The following is a 19,914-nucleotide window of genomic DNA, read 5'->3' on the forward strand; positions in this document are numbered from 1 at the left end:
TATGAAAAAAGTAACAAAACACGATCCGAAAAATTGACTACATATTGTGGTAAGATGTGTATAGTCTACAACACAGAAGACGCATAGTGGGTGTTTTAGGAGGTTAAACAATGTCGATAAGACTATTGATTGGAAGATCAGGATCAGGAAAAACAACCTTCTCTCTAAACGAAATACAAGAAAAAATGAAGAAGGACCCTGATGGCGATCCAATCATCTATTTAGTACCAGACCAAATGACATTTCTGTCTGAATATAAATTAATCACAACCCCTGATATCGCTGGGATGATCCGAACCCAAGTGTTCAGCTTCTCTCGCCTTGCCTGGAGAATTCTCCAAGAAACAGGCGGAATTAGCCGATATCATATTAACAATGTTGGGGTCAGCATGTTGATTCGAAAAATCATCATGGATAAAAAGGAAGAACTTAGACTTTTTGAACGAGCAGCAGATAAGAACGGTTTTATCCAACAAATGGAGACTATTCTAACCGAGTTTAAACGTTATCTCGTACGTCCGGAAGAATTAGCTGAAAAACAACAAGATACAAATGATAAAGTATTGCAGGACAAGCTCCACGATTTAGAAATTATTTATCAGGCATTTGAAGATGCCTTATTTGGAAAATATACAGATTCAGAGGATTATTTAAGATTACTAGGTGAGCAGATTGCGAACTCATCATATTTGAAAAATGCAACCATCTATGTAGACGGTTTTTATAGCTTTACACCGCAGGAATATTTGATTATCGCTCAATTGATGAAACACGCTAAGCAAGTAACGATTGCGTTAACTTTAGATCAACCTTTTACTCATGAGGCACCAGATGAACTTCATCTCTTCCGCATGTCAGGTGAGACGTGTCAAAACATTTATGAAATGGCCAGGGTAGAAGGACTGGAAATAGAAGAGGTCCTTTTTGAAGAACAATTGAGGTTGGCACACGATTCCTTGCAACACATGGAATCATTTTTTGATCAACGACCAAGTATTCCTTATGAAAAAGAACCTCTCATTCATCTTGCCGAAGCGGTCAATCGACGAGCAGAGATAGAAGGAATTGCCCGTTCAGTTCGCAAACTCGTACGAGATGAGGATTATCGTTATCGGGATATTGCTGTGCTTTTGAGAAATGGGCAGGAGTATCAGGATCTAATCGAAAATGTTTTTGCAGATTATGAGGTACCAGTCTTTATTGATCAAAAAAGAGTAATGCTCAACCATCCATTAGTTGAACTTCTTCGTTCAAGTCTTGAAGTGATCAATGGATTTTGGCGCTATGAGCCTGTCTTTCGAGCGGCGAAAACAGAGCTCTTTTTTCCATTAAATCAGAACCCACAAGTGCTACGTGCAAAAATGGACAAGCTCGAAAATTATGTACTTGAGCATGGTGTGCAGGGTGCTAAATGGACGAAAAAAGAACGCTGGAAGTATCGTAGATTCAGAGGCTTAGAGTTTGAAACAGGTGTTCAAACGGATTCGGAAAAAGAATTAGAAAATGAATTGAATGAAGTAAGGGATATGATTGCAGCTCCTATTCTGACATTAGCGAGAAGATTTAAAAAGGCAGAGACTGGTAAGCAACTATGTGAGGCACTCTATCTTTTTCTTGAAGAACTTGAGATTCCAGCGAAATTAGAAAAGTGGAAAACAGAAGAAGAGGAAAAAGGAAATCTTGTGGCAGCACGTGAACATGACCAGGCTTGGAATGGGATCATCGATCTATTCGATCAGTTCGTGGAAATGCTCGGTGAAGAACAAATACCACTCAAAAAGTTTGCTAGTATTCTAGACGCTGGTTTAGAGTCGTTACGTTTTGCTCTCGTTCCACCAGCAATAGACCAAGTATTAGTCGCAGATCTTGAATTATCACGTCTATCGGATATTAAGGTGGCCTTCGTGATCGGTTTAAATGATGGAGTACTTCCTGCAAAGTATACAGAGGATGGATTGCTCGCAGATGAAGACAGGGAACGTTTGGCAACGAACGGTCTAAAGATAGCGCCAAGCAGCCGTAAAAGATTGCTAGATGAAGAGTTTTTAGCTTATAAGGCCTTTACAACTGCCTCGGACCGTGTTTTTATCAGTTATCCAATGGCGAATGATGAAGGAAAGGCACTCATGCCATCTCCGTATATTTCAAAAATGATGGAGATGTTCCCAAATATTCACCATCATCGCTATTTAGCTGAGATATCCGAGCTCCACGAGGATGAGCAAGTGGAGTATATTTCCCATGAGGAAACGAGTCTGTCTTATTTAGCCGCTCAGCTTCAGCTCTTGAAGAGAAATTATCCAGTCTATGAGATGTGGTGGGATGTATATAATTACTATTTATCACATCCACGTTTAAGTGAAAAAGCAAAGAATGTTTTGTCGAGCTTAAATTATACAAATGAATCGAAGCAAATTACGGAAGAAACGAGTAGAGAACTGTATTCCGATGTAATTCAGGGTAGTGTTTCACGGATGGAGCTGTTTTCATCTTGTGCGTTTTCCCATTTTGCTCAGCACGGCCTGAAGCTACGGGAGCGACAAATTTTCCGCTTAGAAGCGCCTGATATCGGTGAATTATTCCATGGTGCTTTGAAATATATTGTTGAGACCGTGACGGTCAGTGAACGCACCTGGGACCGCATAACGAGGGATGAAATTGAAAGGCTAGCAAAGGAAGCGGTTGAGCTTTTAGCACCGAAGCTTCAGCATGAAATTTTGTTAAGTTCGAATCGTCATCATTATATAAAAAGAAAGCTTGAGCAAATTATCAAGAGAGCTTCATTCGTTTTACAGGAACACGCAAAAGCAAGTGGCTTTGCCCCTGTTGGCCTAGAACTAGGCTTTGGTCCAAAACAGAAGCTTCCACCAATGAAGTTCTCATTAAATAATGGAACAAAAATGGAGCTAATTGGTCGGATTGACCGTGTCGACAAGGCCGAGGATGACAAAGGCGTTTATTTACGGATTATCGACTACAAGTCGAGTGCCAAAGAATTGAATGTTAATGAAGTGTATTATGGATTATCACTGCAGATGCTGACGTATTTGGACATCATTTTAACCAATTCAAAAATGTTAATTGGAAAAGAAGCAAATCCGGCGGGGATGCTCTATTTCCATGTTCATAATCCGATTGTGAATGCATCGAAAATGCTTTCTCTTGATGAGCTTGAAGATGCCTTGTTTAAGAAGTTCAAGATGAACGGTCTCTTACTTGGAGATGAGAATGTTATTCGCATGATGGATCAAACATTGGATTCAGGAGAATCTTCGATTATTTCAGCAGGCATAAAGAAGGATGGCATGCTTACGAAACGTTCGAAGGTTGCGAGTCTTGATGAGTTTGATGATTTAAGAAAGTATGTCCGCAATTTTTACGTAAAAACAGGGAATGACATTGCTGGTGGAAATGTGGAGATTGCCCCTTATAAAATGAAGGACCGAAAGCCTTGTACGTTTTGTTCGTTCAAATCAGTTTGTCAATTTGACGAATCGATGGAGGGAAATGACTATCGAAATCTCCCAATTCATTCAAAAGAAGAGGTTCTACAAATGATTCGAAAGGAGGAGGAAGTACATGGCGATTCCAACTAAGCCTGAGGGTGTGACGTGGACAGACGACCAGTGGAAAGCGATATGGGCGAGTGGTCAGGATATTTTGGTTGCTGCTGCGGCTGGCTCTGGTAAAACAGCTGTCCTTGTTGAAAGAATTATTAACAAAATTCTTTCGACGGAAGACCCGATTGATGTTGATGAATTGTTAGTCGTAACATTTACAAATGCGTCTGCTGCTGAGATGAGACATCGAATCGGGGAAGCATTAGAAAAAGCTATTAATGCGAATCCATCCTCAAAGCATCTAAGAAAACAATTGAGCCTATTAAATCGAGCTTCTATTTCGACCTTGCATTCCTTCTGCTTAGAGGTGATTCGTAAATATTATTATAAAATTGATGTCGACCCCAGCTTTCGAATTGCTGATTCGACTGAGGCACAGCTATTACGTGATGAAGTCATGGATGAACTGTTTGAGGACGAATATGGAACGGACGGAAATGAAGCATTCTTTGCTTTAGTAGATACTTTTTCTAATGATCGTAGTGACGTAGCTCTTCAGGATATTATTCGTGAAATCTATGATTTCTCACAAGCAAATGCTTCACCAAGCAAGTATTTAGAGTCGATGAAGGATATGTACCACCTTGGGGAAGGAACAGAAATCGAAGAGCTTCCTTTTGTGAATGCCCTTCTTTTCGATATTGAGTTACAGATCCGAGGAGCCAAGCAACTTTTACAAAATGCCCTTGAATTGACAAAGTTGCCTAGGGGTCCTGCTCCGCGAGCAGAGAATCTGATAGATGATATTAGTCAAGTGGACGGATTGCTTGAAGCGAAGAATGTTTCTTGGCAGGAGCTGCACTTGCGCATGCAAGTCGTGAACTTTTCGCGTGCGAAAGCATGTCGTGGCGATGAGTTTGATAAAGAACTTTTAGAGCAAGCGCAAAAACTGAGAGACAAAGCGAAAAAAATGATCCAAACGATGAAAGACGAATTGTTTTCAAGAAAGCCTGAAAGCTTTATTCGTGATATGAGAGATATGGCCCCGCATGTTGATACATTGGTGCGACTTGTGGAGAGCTTTGCGAGTCGATTTGATGCGGTGAAAAAGGAAAAAGGGCTTGTTGATTTTGCTGATTTGGAGCATTATTGCCTGCAAATATTAGCAGAAAATGTGGGGAGCCTAATTCCTTCTGAAGCAGCATTGTCTTATCGAAACCATTTTAAAGAAGTATTTGTTGATGAATATCAGGATACGAATATGGTTCAGGAATCGATTCTTCAGCTCGTTACGAAGGAAGGCGAAAGATGCGGGAATATGTTCATGGTTGGAGACGTAAAACAATCCATCTACCGCTTCCGTCTGGCTGAACCGAATTTGTTTTTAGGCAAATACCTCAGATTTACGAGTGATGGCGAGGATTCTGGACTCAAAATTGATCTGGCGCGCAATTTCCGTAGTCGAAAAGAAGTGTTAGACGGAACGAATTTTCTTTTTAAACAGCTAATGGGGACGAGTGTCGGAGAGATTGAGTATGATGTAGCAGCTGAACTTGTTAAGGGGGCGGACTATCCTGAAGGTGAGCATCCGATTGAATTACTAATAATCGATCAAGAAGGCAAGGAAGATAATGAGGACGAAACCGATGAGGTAGAGGAACTCCAGTTTGATGCGGCTGAGCTTGAGCAATCGCAATTAGAGGCTCGGGTTATGGCGGAGAAAATAAAAGAACTAATCTCTGAACGGAAAGAGGTATACAACGGTAAGACAAAGTCAAGTCGCCCGATTATGTACCGCGATATCGTGATTTTGCTTCGTTCAATGACATGGGCACCACAAATTATGGAGGAATTTAAGGAGCAAGGGATTCCAATTTACGCGAATCTATCCTCTGGTTATTTTGAAGCAACAGAAGTATCGATTATGATGTCTCTTTTAAAAATGATCGACAATCCGTATCAGGATATTCCTTTGGCAGCGGTGCTTCGTTCACCGATTGTTGGATTAAATGAAGAAGAGCTTGCTACGATCCGTATCCATCACAGAAGTGGTTCTTTTTATGATGCAGTGTTAGCGTTTTGTGAAAAATCTCCTACTGCTGAAACCGAAGAGGTACATGGCCGTTTGAGAATGTTTTTAGAGAGTTTCCAAGAATGGCGTAAAAAAGCACGCCAAGGAGCAGTTGCAGAGCTTATTTGGCAGCTGTACCGAGAAACAAAGTTTTACAATTTTGTTGGTGGATTGCCTGGTGGAAAGCAGCGCCAAGCGAATCTTCGGGCTCTTTATGATCGAGCAAAGCAATATGAGAGTACATCCTTCAGAGGACTATTCCGTTTCTTACGCTTTATCGAAAGAATGCGTGATCGTGGGGATGACCTAGGGGCAGCAAGAGCACTTGGTGAGCAAGAGGATGTTGTTCGAATTATGACGATCCACAGCAGTAAAGGACTAGAATTCCCAGTCGTGTTTATTGCAGGAACGGCTCGTCAGTTCAATATGATGGATTTAAGAAAATCCTATATGCTCGATAAAGAACTTGGATTTGCCGCAAAGTATGTGAATGCAGAGAAACGAATAACCTACCCATCACTTCCGCAGCTTGCTTTTAAAAGGAAAAAGAAGCTTGAGATGTTATCCGAAGAAATGCGCGTTCTTTATGTTGCTCTGACACGTGCAAAGGAAAAATTATATATGCTTGCTTCCGTGAAGGAAGTCGAGAAAAAGCTAGAAAACTGGTCACAAGGTTTGGCGCATCAGGAATGGTTATTAGGTGAATATGAGCGAGCTTCTGCAAAGAGCTATTTAGACTGGATAGGTCCAGCACTGATAAGACATCAAGATAGTAAGATGCTTCGTGGTGAAAAAGGAATCGACCCATTGGTACCTTCAGATATAACTACTCATCCTTCGTCTTGGCGGATTGACATTATCAAATCGGCAGATATAGCTTCGAAGAATGAAGAGCAAGAGGTTGAAGAAGATCAATTGCTGGAAAAAGTTTATCGAGGCGAAGCAATTGATTTGGCATCGGAGCGAAAAGAAGAGATTGTACAAGCTTTGAGTTGGCAATATTCTTTTAAAGAAGCTTCTACGCGCCGTTCAAAGCAATCTGTATCAGAAATGAAGAGACAGCGTGAAATCGTTGATGAACATAGTGGGAAGGAATTGCTTTCAAAGGGTTCTCGTCCGATTTTTAATCGCCCTCGTTTTCTACAGGAGAAGAATATTACACCTGCAGAGAGAGGTACGGCAATGCATATGGTCATGCAGCATGTAGATTTAGGGAAGGCGATTACGGCCGAGACTATTAGTCATCAGCTAGATGCTATGGTTGAAAAAGAGCTTTTAACAGAGGAACAAAAACAGGTCATTGATGTGGAGCAGATTGTTCAATTTTTCAGTTCTACTCTTGGACAGCGGATGTTAAAAGCAGAGTCACTTAAACGAGAGGTACCATTCAGTGCGGCATTTCCGGCGAGTGTCGCTTATCCAGATTGGAAGGGCGAAAACGAACCTATATTAGTTCAGGGTGTCATCGATTGTGTGTTTGAGGATGAGCATGGACATGTCCTAGTGGATTACAAGACTGACGGCATTCACGACCGCTACAAAGGTGGATTTGATGAAGCTAGACCAATTTTGGAGAAACGATATCAAGTGCAGCTCGAACTGTACACAAAGGCACTTGAGCAAATTTTAAAGAAAAAGGTAACAGAACGGTATTTGTTCTTCTTTGATGGGGGACATATACTGGAGCTCTGATTTCTTGTGTCAAGCCGGAACCTGTCAATCAAACAAAAACTCATTAAAAAGAGACTCTCCTAAAAGGCAATTTGTTTAGCCTTTGGAGCAGTCTCTTTTTCTAGTTATTCCCCGAAATTGGTTGATCCACTAAGTTTGTATCTAGCGTATTGTTCGCACTAATGGCGTTATTGGTGAGTATGAAGCCACCTGTATTTCCAGCGCCTGATCCAGAAATGGTTTTAGATGCGCTCTTAGGGGAGATGAAAAAAGTATCGCCGAATTGAACAACACCGCCGCTGACAGTAATGATTTGTACAGGTCCTACTATAGCAGGCATAAAAACACCCTTTTCGTAAATTTGTCATAAGCACCCTGAGAGTGTCCTTATTTGATCTTATGCCAATAACTAGTTAAAGTTCCTAGTCGTTATCTCGAAGGTGTCGAATATGCTTAATCCGTGATTCCATAGAAATATTTCGGCTATTACCAATATGAAGCAGGGATGAAGTGGAAATACCGATGATTTTGATTTGGTTCACCCGAATAATCGGATTCAGTGCGATAGTTTCAAAGGCTATTTCATCTGTAATGGGCTCAAGGATGAGAGGCTCATTAAAAATATCAAACTGAGAAAAATCCATCTCATTTCCATAAAAAATTTCATGCTCTCTTTGAACAGCGAGCGCACGGGAGAACGCTTGGATTTGCGATGAATCTCCAATTTCCACGGTTGAGGCTGTAGTCACGGAGGTAACATTGATGCGATCGACAGAAGATGTTCTTTTACTAATCATAAATTCTACCCTTGTGGATTTAATGGAACAAAAGGTCCGATAATCAACGACTCAGCAGGTGTATCAAAGGTTGATGCCAGCTGAATCGTTTCTGTATCTCCGACAAGAACGATCGAAGAACTTGAGACACTTTCGACCTGCATGTTGCCAACTGCTAGCTCTCGGTTATATACCTGTAGATTCATCCTGTTCATCCTTTCCTTGGCTTTCTACTGGCAAAGTTTTTAAAAAAGTAAGCACAGCATTTTCAATATCCGTTTTCATCTGCGCTACAAGCTGTTCATCAATTTTCTTTTGAGCTTCTTCTGTTCGTTCTTTATCAGGGATTTTCTTCAAATAATATTCAATTCGTTGAGGTAGCTGTCTAATAATATCTTCTTTTATAAAAGTTACGTATGGTTCATCAAATGTTCTGCCAAGCTGTTCTTCATATTTTTTGACCAATGGTTCTAAATCGGTCTCTAAGTATTGAAAAATAGCATCTTCTAAAGCCATGCTTCTTTGCATCTTTATTTTGGGTTGAATGTGGTTTACTTTCCCTTTTTTCGGGTGAATGTTATTCCCATTATTGCTATTGCTGTTATAGCTATTCCCATTGTTATTTGGTAGCTCGAGCTCTTCAATTTGCTGCTCAATATCAGCAGGATTAAGTCCAATATTCAATGTTCCTTCTAACGATTCAACCTTGAGCTGATCAAATTTATATTCAATTGTGCCGACCTGAATGGGAGGGCGTGCTTTTACCTCTTCAAGTTCACTAGACAGTGCATGAACTGTTTTTTCGAGTTCAGCAATTCTCTGTTCCTGTGTCTGAATGAACGTATGCATTTGTTGTAAGTAAGTGTATAGCTCTTGGTTCATCTTAACACCTCATTTTTTAATTACGCCGAAACCAAAGGTACTGCTGGCATAGTAAATGATCCTTCTTGCACAGTAGTTTGAGGTTGACCTGGTTTTTCTGCTTCAGGTGCAGGCTCGACAAATCCACCCGTATTATAGAGGTGGCTCGAACCCCTGATGATCCCTGCTGTGCCAATTTGAAACACAGAAGAGTTAGCGATACTTTCGATTTTTAGATTATTGATCACAATGGATTGCTGAATATAATAATTCATAGTCTCACACCTTTAAGTATTGAAAAGGATGCTTTGATCGGCTCCATCCTGGTCAAATGTATTCGTGGAACTAATGTGATTGTATACTTCTACATAATCGCCTGTGTTAAATGATCCCGCGCCAGAATAGGTTTTAACGGAAGCAACTGGCATGATTTTATAAACGTCTCCGATGTTAAAAACGGAACTAGTTCCGATCGAGTTCACTTGAACAATCCCAACAATGGCAGGCATATTTCACACCCTTTATCTCTTAGTCTCCTTGTTTATTGTATGTATTGACTGGGCAAATGTGATGCAAATGCCTACATTTACATAATTGATGTTCGCAAAATTGTTATATAACACTTCCAAACAACGTGGTAAAATATAGTTAATTAAGAATATTTTGAATTTAACTAGGAGGATATGTATGAATGTACCATTAGTGCTTCCACAGTTTTTAGACCGTGCAGTGAATCTGTATGGGGACAAAAAAGCGATCATTAGTGAGAACCGAGTACTTACATATGGACAGTTGAATGAGCGAGTAAACCGTCTATCTCATGGTTTAAAGGATGCAGGTGTAGAAAAAGGAGACCGTGTTGCTTACTTAGCTCCGAATTCGATCGAGATGCTCGAAGGCTTTTACGGAGTGTTTCAGGTAGGAGGCGTGATGGTTCCGCTCAATATTCGTTTAAAGCCTGATGATTACTTGTTTATTTTAAATCATAGTGAATCAAAAGTTCTTCTCGTCGACCAAGACCTCTATCATCTTATTACCCCAATCCAAGATCAGCTAATTACAGTGGAGCAAATCATTGTGCATTATAAAGATGATGACACAGATGAGCTAGGCTATGATGAATGGATGATTCAGCAGAGTGGTGATGTTTTTGCGAGGGTGCCATTAGATGAAAACGATGTGTGTAGCCTTCTTTATACGAGTGGAACAACAGGTAATCCAAAGGGAGTTATGCTGACCCACCGAAATAATTACTTACATGCATTGAGTTCCATGCATCATCTTCGTGTTACGGATGAAGATGTCTTATTGCATGTTTTACCAATGTTCCATGTCAACGGTTGGGGCTCCCCCTTTTATTACACAGCGAACGGTGCTACCCAAGTTTGCTTAAGAAAAACAACTCCTGATACGATCTTTGAAGCGCTTGAAAAACATAAAGTGAGCGTGATGCATATGGCTCCAACTGTTCTAAACTCACTTCTCCAGTATTATGAAAAAAACACACCAAGTATTGAGCAAGCTGTCCGTGTCATTATTGCTGGTTCTGCTCCACCACCAGCATTTGTCACGAGAGTTGAAAAAGAACTCGGTTGGGAATTCATTCAAGTATACGGTATGACTGAGTCTACACCGTTAAGTTTAATTTCTGTCGTTCGCTCCCACTTAAAGGATTTACCGGTAAAAGATAAGTATCGAATTAAGTCAAAAGCAGGTATTTCCATGATTGGCTGCGAGGTCACGGTTGTCACAGAGCAAGGAAAGGAAGTGGCTCATGATGGCAAGGAGATTGGTGAAGTCATTACGAGAAGTAATAATGTCATGCTCGGATATTGGAAGAATGAAGAGGCTACTATGGAAACGATTCGAAATGGCTGGCTCCATACTGGAGATATGGCAACGATTGATGAATATGGGCATATCGATATTGTCGACCGGAAAAAGGACATTATTATTTCGGGTGGTGAGAATATATCTTCTATTGAAGTAGAAGGAGTCTTGTATGACCATCCAGATGTACTAGAAGCAGCAGTTATCGCCGTCCCTCATGAAAAGTGGGGAGAAACTCCACATGCTTTTGTTGTTTTAAGAGAAGGGAGAAGTGTAACAGAGCAAGAATTGGTCATATTCTCGAGAGAAAAGCTCGCACATTTTAAAGCGATTACAGGAGTAACCTTTGTGAATGAGCTACCGAAAACCGCTTCTGGTAAAATTCAAAAGGTTGTCCTTCGTAATGAATTTTGGGAAGCAGCCGGAAAAGGCGGCAAATTTGTAAATTAATCAAGGCTCTTTTCTCAAATTTTGTTACTTTTGGAGCAAAAAATCAATGAATTTAACTTTGTTTTCAATGATAACTGGTCGTAAATTAATGAGAAAAGAGCCAGTTTTTTTCGTAGAATAAAACATGCAAACTAATTACGATGCACCAAATGCTATTTCTACGTTAAAATCGGCAATAGGATTTTAACAACAATTTTTACGAGAACAGCCTTAATATAAGAAGGGCCGGAGAAATCTGGTCCTTTTTCTGTGAACGGTATATAATTTGAAAAAAGAATATTTTGGAAAAGGAGCTATATATGTACACACCAGAAAAAGAGCGAATTGTTTCACTTGATATGATGCGGGGATTTGCAATTTTGGGGATATTCCTAGTCAATATGCTTTCATTTCACTCCCCGCTACTTTATTTAGATCCATTTTCATGGTGGGAATCCTACCTTGATAAAGGGACATATATTTTTATCGATGTCTTTGCTCAAGGGAGCTTTTACCCCTTATTTTCACTCCTATTTGGCTATGGTCTGGTGCTTCTCTATGAAAGAACGATTAAAAGAGAACAAGCCTTTCTTCCAATTGCAACAAGAAGGCTTTTAGCACTACTTTTCATTGGGATGCTCCATGCTTTTTTTATCTGGCATGGGGATATTCTCATCACATATGCCATTTTCGGGTTCCTATTTCTCCTTTTTAGAAAGCTATCAGGAACAGCGATGATCATAACTGGAGCACTTTTTTGGATTATACCGAATCTCCTTTTAACACTATTATTTGTTGTCGCGCTCTTGCTAAGCCCAGTAGGGGAACTGTCTATGTACGAGCCTGAACTTGCTAGACAATCCGTTGAAATCTATCAGCAAGGAAGCTACTTTTCTATTTTTCAACAACGTTTTGAAGACTGGTATGCGGTTAATAATCTAGCAAATGGTGTATTTATGTTATTTTCAATCTTTCCATTCTTTCTCATAGGGGGAGGAGCTGCCAAGCTAAAGTGGATGGAGAAGGTTACAGAATTAAAGAAGCCATTTTTCATTAGTCTATTGATTTTCTTAACTGTAGGTCTTTTTCTAAAACTAAGTCCGTATATATTTGATAAAAATATTGTTAATGAATACATACAAGATTCTTTTGGAGGCCCAATGCTAGCTTTCTCTTTTGCGTTGGTGATCGCTCTATGGGCAGAGAAATCAAATAGATTTCCAAAAATATTTGCTCCTGTTGGAAAAATGTCGATGAGCAATTATTTGCTACAATCGATAGTCTCAACCATTCTCTTTTATTCATATGGCTTCGGGCTATATGATCAGATTTCAGCATTTTGGGGAACTGCGCTTGTAGTATTAATCTATATTTTACAAATCGTATGGAGTTCTTTTTGGCTCAAAAATCATTATTACGGGCCAGTTGAATGGCTATGGAGAAGTATAACCTACCTGAGATGGCCAGATTGGAAAAAAGAGTAATTGATAGATTTGTAGTATAATTGTATTAATATTCTAATAATAAAGGGTGATTATGATGAAGTATGTAACAGCAGAGGATCATCATGGCGAATTTGTTGGCATTATTGGGGAAGAGACTGATAGCCTTTTACCATTAAAAAGGGCAGAAGAGGCTTGGAAAGGGGAAAGTAGCCTTCCTGAAACCCTGCAAGAATGTATAGCTTTAGAAGGATTTTCGGTACAAGCCCAAGATATTTTACAATGGAGTGTATCAAATGCTCCTAATCTTTTTTTGAATTTGAATGATGTAAAACTTTTAGCTCCGATTCCAAGACCAGCGAAGAACATTTTCTGTGTTGGAAAAAATTATGAGGAGCATGCAATTGAAATGGGCAGTAAGGATGATATTCCGGAACATGTTATGGTGTTTACTAAAGCACCTACGACGGTAATTGGTCCAAATGAAACGGTCTTAAATCACAAAAATGTGACAGAGCAGTTAGATTATGAGGGTGAACTAGCGGTTGTGATAGGGAAAAAGGGCCGCGGGATTAAAAGGGAAGAAGCATTAGATTATATTTTTGGATACACAATAGTCAATGATGTGACAGCAAGAGACCTCCAATCAAGGCATAAACAATTTTTTATTGGAAAAAGCTTGGATGCATCGTGTCCAATGGGCCCGTGGATTGTTCATTCTTCTGTGATTGAGAACCCGAATGAACTAAACATCGAAACGCGTATTAATGATGAGGTACGACAAAGCTCTAATACGAAGCATTTTATCTTTCCTATCGAAGAAGTCATTTCTGTTTTATCAGCAGGTATGACTTTAGAGCCAGGGGATATTATTGCAACAGGTACACCTGCGGGAGTTGGAAAAGGATTTAAACCACCACGTTTTCTAAAGTCTGGAGATAAGATGGAAGTATTTATTGAAAAAATTGGCAAACTTGTGAATGATATCGAAGAATAGACGAAATCTAGGAATCTTTTGAACGTTTAATATTTAGGATTTTCGTCGCAGATATGATAAGATATTGTAGAAATTAGAAGAGGAGGCATATTCATGACTGCATCAACACATCTACATATTACAACTTGGGTGTTAACTTTAATCCTATTTTTCGTTGCCCTTGGTCTACATAAGAGTGGAAAAGCAAAAGCACAGAAAATTGTTCACATGATTTTACGTCTATTCTATCTATTAACAATCGCAACTGGTGGAATGATCGCACACCTAATGTTCTCTCAATATCCAATAACATATGTATTAAAGTTTATTTTCGGATTCCTAGTAATTGGTTTCATGGAAATGGTACTGGTACGTACGAAAAAAGAAAAGAAAACAACGATGTTTTGGGTATTGTTCTTTGTATCATTAATTGTAGTTCTTGTGTTAGGCTTCTATTTACCACTTAGTTTTTAATAGGATTTATTAAGAAAATTCGACGATTTTCGAAAAAAGCTGCCAAAAAGGCAGCTTTTTCTATTTTTTAATATGTAAATATGTTATTTTAGAAGAAAATATACTATGCACTAACTAGACAAACTATTGGTGGTTGGCATGATAAAAACTATATCCTGTGTATATAAAAATACGGATGAACTTAAAAATTTAATAAAAGACAATGTCTTATATGAATATCCAAACATACTTATTCAAATCTTTTCTAGTAACAATGACTTAGTGGAGCTAGAGAAGATTCAAGAGATGATGTGTACTGTTCTTCCTCAAGCAAAAATAATGGGGTGCACGACTTCGGGAGACATCGTAGAGGGCTACTCTGTTAAAGAGGAGATTAGTATTAGCTTTACCATTTTCGAAAAAACGGAATTAAGATCTTCCCTGTTTAATTTAAAAGACTACAATAATATCAGTGAAATGGGAAAGAACATAGTGTCAAAGCTATGTGACTCTAATACGAAGGCTCTTATTTTGTTTTCCTCTAATTATTCAGTCGATCTACAGCAGCTTCTTGATAGTATTCATGAGGGAAAGGAAGACATGGCCTTGGCTGGTGGTATCGCTGGAGAAAAGGATGCCTTCCGTGAAGGGTTTATTTTTGATGGAGAAAAAATGTCAAACGAAGGGGTTGTTGTTGCTAGCTTGAACAACCCAGACTTACAGGTTCAAACGTTTTCGAACTTTAAGTTTCAGGAAGTTGGGAAGTCGTTCAAGATCACGAAGGCAACAGGTACGACGATTGTTTCCATCGATCAGAAAAAGCCAAGTAGAGTACTTGAAAATTATTTAGGCAAAGATTTTCTAGATCAAATTAAATTGCAAAGAAATGACTTTCCGTTTCTCTTAGGAACAAAAGACAAATCAACCCCGATATGGATCAAGAATCTGTTAGAAGATGGAACTATTACAGTTAGTGATCCTGTTTCTAAAGGGGATAGCCTTGTTTTTGCTTATGCCCATTTACGAGAAATTATTGACAATTCCCTTCATGAACTAAAAAGATTATCGAAGCAGAATGTTGAGACGATTTTTGCCTATAATTGTGCATCTCGAAAAAGAACTCTTCATGAGTTTGCAACAGATGAAATCCGAATGCTTAATTCCATTGCTCCAACCAATGGTTTCTTTGCGAATGGAGAAATAGCTATTGAAAATGGAAAGCCACATTTAGTCGGCCATTCTTTAACTTTTTTAGCATTGTCAGAGAATAGTAAGAAGCAGTCGAATCGAAAGATTAATTTCAAATATAATATACCAGATAGCGTAAAAACAATTGTTACACTTACACATTTAATGAAAGCGTCGCAAGAGGATCTTGAAATTCTGAATGATCATGCGCAAATTTCTGAGCAACATTATCGCTCGCTATTTGATAATAATACAGATATTGTTTATTCCACTGATTTACAAGGGAATTTTACAAGTGTAAATCCAGCCTTTGAAAAATTGTTAGGCTATAAAAAGGAAGAATTACTTGGAAAATTAGCTTTGAATTACATAAACGAAGAGGAAGTTGCTAGAGTTCGTACTTATTTTTATAATGCGGTAAAAGGGAAAGAGCAACATTACAATATTGAAGTAAGTTCGAAAACTGGCGAGTTTAACCTCCTTCATTTGAAAAACATTCCGATTACCGTGAATGGGGAATGTGTTGGGATTTATGGAATTGGACGTAATATTACCGAGCAGAAAAAAATAGAAGATAAAATCATTCAGCTTGCCTACTATGATCAGGATACAGGGCTTCCAAATCGAATTAGATTTACAGAGATGCTGAGTGAATTATTGCAAACGGCAAAAAAGAAAAATCGGAAACTGGCATTAATGGTAGTAGACATTGACCGTTTTAAGATTATTAATGATAGCTTGGGCCACGATGCAGGTGACGAAATATTAAAGGAAATTAGTGGAAGAATTCAGGCTTCTATTCCAAGCGGAGCTTTTTTAGGAAGATTTAATGGAGATAAATTTAATTTAATTCTTTCAAAAAATGTATCGATTGAAGCGGTGATTAAAATAGCGAAATCAATCCTTCATAATGTTGCGGCACCGATTCATTATTCAAGCCAAGAATTTTATGTAACTGCAAGCATCGGAGTTAGTCTTTTCCCAACAGATGGCACCGACGAGATTACTTTAATGAAAAATGCCGATATTGCCATGAACCGGTCAAAGTCACCAGGTGGAAATCGACTCACGCTCTATTCAAATGAAATGAACGAAGAAGCAATGAAACGGCTTGAGCTAGAGAGTTATTTAAGAAAAGCGTTGAAAAAGAATGAATTTTTCTTATGCTACCAGCCTTTAATCGATTTAAAGTCCGGAAAGCTATATGGTAGCGAAGCACTTATTCGCTGGAATCATCCTGTTCTCGGACTTGTGTCACCCGGAGATTTTATTCCTTTAGCAGAAGAGACTGGATTGATTGAGGAAATTGGTAGTTGGGTATTACGTACTGCTTGTAAACAAAATAAAATGTGGCAGCAAAAAGGGTTAAAAAACATCACCGTCTCAGTCAATGTTTCAGCTAATCAATTCCAGCAAACAAAATTTGTTGCTGAGGTAATTAGGGCATTAGCCGAGTCAGGTCTAGAACCAAAGTATTTGACCTTGGAATTGACTGAAAGTACTATGCTACGCAATATTGACCATAGCATTGAAGTGATGCAATCTTTGCAGAAGCTAGGTGTACGAGTCTCGATTGATGACTTTGGAACAGGCTACTCGTCTCTTAGCTATTTAAAGGATTTACCGATTAACAATTTGAAAATTGATCGTTCTTTTATCAACAATCTTCGTTTAGATACATCGGATATTGCGATCGTCAAAGCGATTATTACGATGAGTCACGGGCTAGCTGTTAAGGTAGTCGCAGAGGGTGTTGAAACAGAAGAACAGATCGAATTATTGAAGAAATTGAAATGCCATTACGCACAAGGATTTTACTTGCATCGCCCATTAACCTCTGATGACTTTGAGAGAGTTCTGATCGGATAATGAAAAAGCGCCCGCTGTTGAGGCGCTTTTTCTTATGATGTAAGTTTTTCGATAATCGTTCGTTTACCGTTATTAAGTGTGAATTCAAAGCGATCGTTTTTCTTTTCATAATAGCAAAAATGATGCTGGATACTGCAAATATCCTCCTGATTATCAAAAATGATAAAATTTACCCCTTCTTTTCGTTCTTCTTTGTTTAAGAAGGTGAGGTGGTTGTAACAGTAAATACAGTCATATACGGAAAATTTTAATGAATTTAGGTGAGTAACGAATTGATAAAAGGCATCATCGGAAATTTCCTCTAATAATCGTTCCAAAGAATAGATCAAATTTTTACGAATACGAATCGTATCATTGTTTTTGAGCACAAGGAGTTCATCTGTAAACGCAATTTTTCCATCCTCAAATAAAACGCCTTTCCGAAAGCGATTATGACGGTATATTTCTATTTCCTGGTGAAGATATTCCTCTAACAATGATGCCTCTTCAGTTTCATTTTCGAAAAAGACCCATTGTTCATTAATATACTCAACCGTCCCCTCAATAAAGGCGCGGGTTTGAAACTCGATTAGTTTTGAGCGCTGCTGTCTATTCATCCTTTACCTCCAAAAAGAAAAACCCTATGTTTTTCAGGTTCAGACTGGGTGTTTTTAAATAAAAAATATGGATGCCTCAACATTCGTTGTAGACATTTTCCGTTTTTTTTAAACGGTGATTTTAAATTTAGGACAATTAACCATTTTTTGAGCCCAGCATAAGATACAACTAAGCTTATGTGAAAAGACACACGTTCAGTAACGAAAGGATGATAACAATGTGTGGAATAACAGGCTGGGTAGACTTCGGAAAAAATCTACAAGTTGAAACGGAAACGCTAAGAACAATGACAGAAACATTAGCGAAACGCGGTCCTGATGACACAAATATTTGGACAGACACACATGTAGGATTAGGTCACAAAAGACTGATCGTGGTCGATGCGGCAGGCGGTAGACAGCCAATGCAAAGAGACAAGAACGGCAACCGCTATATTATTTGTTACAATGGCGAACTGTACAATACGGAAGAAATACGCAAAGAGTTACTAATAAAAGGATATTCCTTTCAAGGTCATTCGGATACAGAAGTTCTGTTATCTGCCTATATAGAATGGGAAGAAAAATGCGTGGATTTTTTAAACGGGATATTCGCCTTTGCAATTTGGGATGAAAGAAAGCAACAAGTGTTTGTGGCAAGAGACCGTCTAGGGGTAAAACCACTATTTTATGCTGAGTTGCCGAAAGGATTTATTTTTGCCTCTGAAATAAAGGCGATATTAGCTCATCCAGATATGAAGACTGAAATTGACCGGGAAGGATTGTCAGAAATATTTGCATTGGGCCCATCTAGGTCTCCAGGAAATGGTGTGTTTAAAGGCGTCAGTGAGTTGCGACCAGGTCATGCTTTATCTCTTTCAGCAAGGAACGGCTTAAAGATTTGGCGTTATTGGAATGTAAAAAGTGAAAAGCATGAAGACTCCATTGAAGAGACGATCGAGAAGGTGCGTTTTTTATTTACGGACGCGGTTGAAAGACAGCTTGTTTCAGATGTTCCATTATGTACGTTCTTATCTGGCGGAGTGGATTCGAGTGCCATTACGGCGATTGCGGCGATGGAGTATGAGCGGACTGGAAAAGGCAAACTTCACACGTATTCGATCGATTATGAGGGAAATGATCAATTTTTCAAAGCAAATGAGTTCCAGCCAAACTCTGATGCTGCTTTTATCAAGCAAATGACTCAGGAGTTTAACACGATTCATCATAGTTGTATAATCACGCAGGAGGACTTGGCTGGTTATTTAAGAGAGGCTTTACATGTTAGAGATATACCAGGAATGGCGGATATTGATTCCTCCTTGCTTTGGTTCTGTCGTGAGATCAAGAAGGATTTCGTTGTAAGTTTGTCTGGTGAATGTGCCGATGAGATTTTTGGTGGGTATCCTTGGTTTTATCGTCCAGATGATCTACAAAGACAGGGCTTCCCTTGGATGAGGTCGATTCATGAACGACAAAGTTTGTTAAAAGAGGATTGGCAGCAGAAGCTTCAGTTGGAAAACTACATGATGGCGAAATTCAAAGAAACAGTTGCGGAGACACCGCGTCTAGAAGGGGAAAGTAAGTTGGATGCTGGTCGCAGAGAACTATTTTATTTGAATATGATTTGGTTTATGACGACATTGCTTGATCGCAAGGACCGAATGAGCATGGGCGCAAGCCTTGAGGTGCGTGTACCATTTGCTGACCATCGTTTAGTTGAGTATGTATGGAATATACCATGGGAGATGAAGACGTACGGCAATCGGGAAAAAGGGTTACTTCGTAAGGCTCTTGAGGATGTTTTGCCGCATGATGTATTATATCGTAAAAAGAGTCCTTATCCGAAAACGCATAATCCGAAGTATACGGCTGTTGTAAAGCAGATGTTAGGGGATATCATGAAAAACCGTAGTTCGGTACTGTATGAGTTCTTTAATGAAGAGAAGTTGCGAGGGATTATTGAATCAGAGGGAGCGTCTTTCAAGGAGCCTTGGTTTGGGCAGTTGATGACAGGCCCGCAGCTGTTGGCGTACTTGGTGCAGCTGGACATTTGGTTTGAGGAGTACGGGATTCAGATCGTGGATTGAGGTTTGTTGGGGTTTTTGAAGGACAGCGAGCCGCTCGTGTTTTGGCGAGGGGACGTTGTCCTTTTTGGGGTTATGTGACAGGCTGCTATTGGGATAAGCGAATCATGTCACTCAAAAATAGTT

The 19,914-nt window shown here is 39.2% G+C and carries 15 protein-coding genes; 8 read left to right on the top strand and 7 right to left on the bottom strand.

Translation table 11 applies throughout. The features are described 5' to 3' along the window. Window positions 1-110 precede the first annotated feature (110 nt). Complete coding sequence (gene addB / locus FA727_RS01325; protein WP_136828941.1) at window positions 111-3,596, top strand: helicase-exonuclease AddAB subunit AddB; 3,486 nt, start codon at window positions 111-113, stop codon at window positions 3,594-3,596. After that, entirely contained in the window at window positions 3,580-7,323 is a 3,744-nt protein-coding gene (addA, locus tag FA727_RS01330; RefSeq protein ID WP_136828942.1) for a helicase-exonuclease AddAB subunit AddA, read from the top strand. The genes addB and addA overlap by 17 nt, the downstream gene beginning before the upstream one ends. Before the next feature lie 100 nt (window positions 7,324-7,423). Here the strand turns inward: addA and FA727_RS01335 are convergent, their stop codons facing one another. The 6 genes from FA727_RS01335 to FA727_RS01360 all read right to left on the bottom strand — a co-directional run bounded on the left by FA727_RS01335 (window position 7,424) and on the right by FA727_RS01360 (window position 9,448). Then, window positions 7,424-7,642, bottom strand: a complete 219-nt coding sequence (locus tag FA727_RS01335) for a spore germination protein (RefSeq protein WP_136828943.1) — start codon at window positions 7,640-7,642, stop codon at window positions 7,424-7,426. Window positions 7,643-7,724: 82 nt separating this feature from the next. Continuing rightward, entirely contained in the window at window positions 7,725-8,099 is a 375-nt protein-coding gene (locus tag FA727_RS01340; RefSeq protein WP_246041652.1) for a spore germination protein GerPE, read from the bottom strand. A 5-nt stretch (window positions 8,100-8,104) separates the two neighbouring features. Continuing rightward, window positions 8,105-8,284, bottom strand: coding sequence for a spore germination protein GerPD (locus tag FA727_RS01345; RefSeq protein ID WP_136828944.1), 180 nt, complete (start codon window positions 8,282-8,284; stop codon window positions 8,105-8,107). Beyond that, on the bottom strand, window positions 8,265-8,960 hold the full coding sequence (gene gerPC, locus FA727_RS01350) for a spore germination protein GerPC (RefSeq protein WP_136828945.1): 696 nt from the start codon (window positions 8,958-8,960) through the stop codon (window positions 8,265-8,267). The genes FA727_RS01345 and gerPC overlap by 20 nt, the downstream gene beginning before the upstream one ends. 20 nt (window positions 8,961-8,980) lie before the next feature. Beyond that, window positions 8,981-9,214, bottom strand: a complete 234-nt coding sequence (locus FA727_RS01355; protein ID WP_136828946.1) for a spore germination protein GerPB — start codon at window positions 9,212-9,214, stop codon at window positions 8,981-8,983. Between the two features lie 12 nt (window positions 9,215-9,226). Then, on the bottom strand, window positions 9,227-9,448 hold the full coding sequence (locus FA727_RS01360; RefSeq protein ID WP_136828947.1) for a spore germination protein: 222 nt from the start codon (window positions 9,446-9,448) through the stop codon (window positions 9,227-9,229). Window positions 9,449-9,626: 178 nt separating this feature from the next. Here FA727_RS01360 and FA727_RS01365 point away from each other — a divergent pair, with 178 nt between their 5' ends. The 5 genes from FA727_RS01365 to FA727_RS01385 all read left to right on the top strand — a co-directional run bounded on the left by FA727_RS01365 (window position 9,627) and on the right by FA727_RS01385 (window position 17,126). Further along, on the top strand, window positions 9,627-11,219 hold the full coding sequence (locus FA727_RS01365) for a long-chain-fatty-acid--CoA ligase (protein ID WP_136828948.1): 1,593 nt from the start codon (window positions 9,627-9,629) through the stop codon (window positions 11,217-11,219). 299 nt (window positions 11,220-11,518) lie between these two features. Continuing rightward, window positions 11,519-12,682, top strand: coding sequence for a DUF418 domain-containing protein (locus FA727_RS01370; RefSeq protein ID WP_136828949.1), 1,164 nt, complete (start codon window positions 11,519-11,521; stop codon window positions 12,680-12,682). A 55-nt stretch (window positions 12,683-12,737) separates the two neighbouring features. Further along, window positions 12,738-13,637: a fumarylacetoacetate hydrolase family protein gene (locus FA727_RS01375; RefSeq protein WP_136828950.1), complete on the top strand. Its 900-nt coding sequence runs from the start codon at window positions 12,738-12,740 to the stop codon at window positions 13,635-13,637. 93 nt (window positions 13,638-13,730) lie between these two features. Continuing rightward, window positions 13,731-14,090: a YisL family protein gene (locus tag FA727_RS01380; protein WP_136828951.1), complete on the top strand. Its 360-nt coding sequence runs from the start codon at window positions 13,731-13,733 to the stop codon at window positions 14,088-14,090. Window positions 14,091-14,228: 138 nt separating this feature from the next. After that, window positions 14,229-17,126, top strand: a complete 2,898-nt coding sequence (locus FA727_RS01385) for a bifunctional diguanylate cyclase/phosphodiesterase (RefSeq protein WP_136828952.1) — start codon at window positions 14,229-14,231, stop codon at window positions 17,124-17,126. 32 nt (window positions 17,127-17,158) lie between these two features. Here FA727_RS01385 and FA727_RS01390 read toward each other — a convergent pair whose 3' ends face one another. Further along, window positions 17,159-17,722 (bottom strand): DUF2777 domain-containing protein, encoded by a 564-nt coding sequence (locus FA727_RS01390; RefSeq protein ID WP_136828953.1) that lies wholly within the window; start codon window positions 17,720-17,722, stop codon window positions 17,159-17,161. Between the two features lie 218 nt (window positions 17,723-17,940). Between FA727_RS01390 and asnB the strand changes: the two genes are divergently transcribed. Then, window positions 17,941-19,791 carry an asparagine synthase (glutamine-hydrolyzing) gene (asnB, locus tag FA727_RS01395; protein ID WP_136828954.1) on the top strand — a complete coding sequence of 617 codons (1,851 nt, stop codon included), beginning with the start codon at window positions 17,941-17,943 and terminating at the stop codon, window positions 19,789-19,791. The last annotated feature ends 123 nt before the right edge of the window (window positions 19,792-19,914 follow it).

The sequence above is a fragment of the Robertmurraya kyonggiensis genome, from assembly GCF_005116465.1.
GTDB classification, from domain to species: domain Bacteria; phylum Bacillota; class Bacilli; order Bacillales; family Cytobacillaceae; genus Robertmurraya; species Robertmurraya kyonggiensis.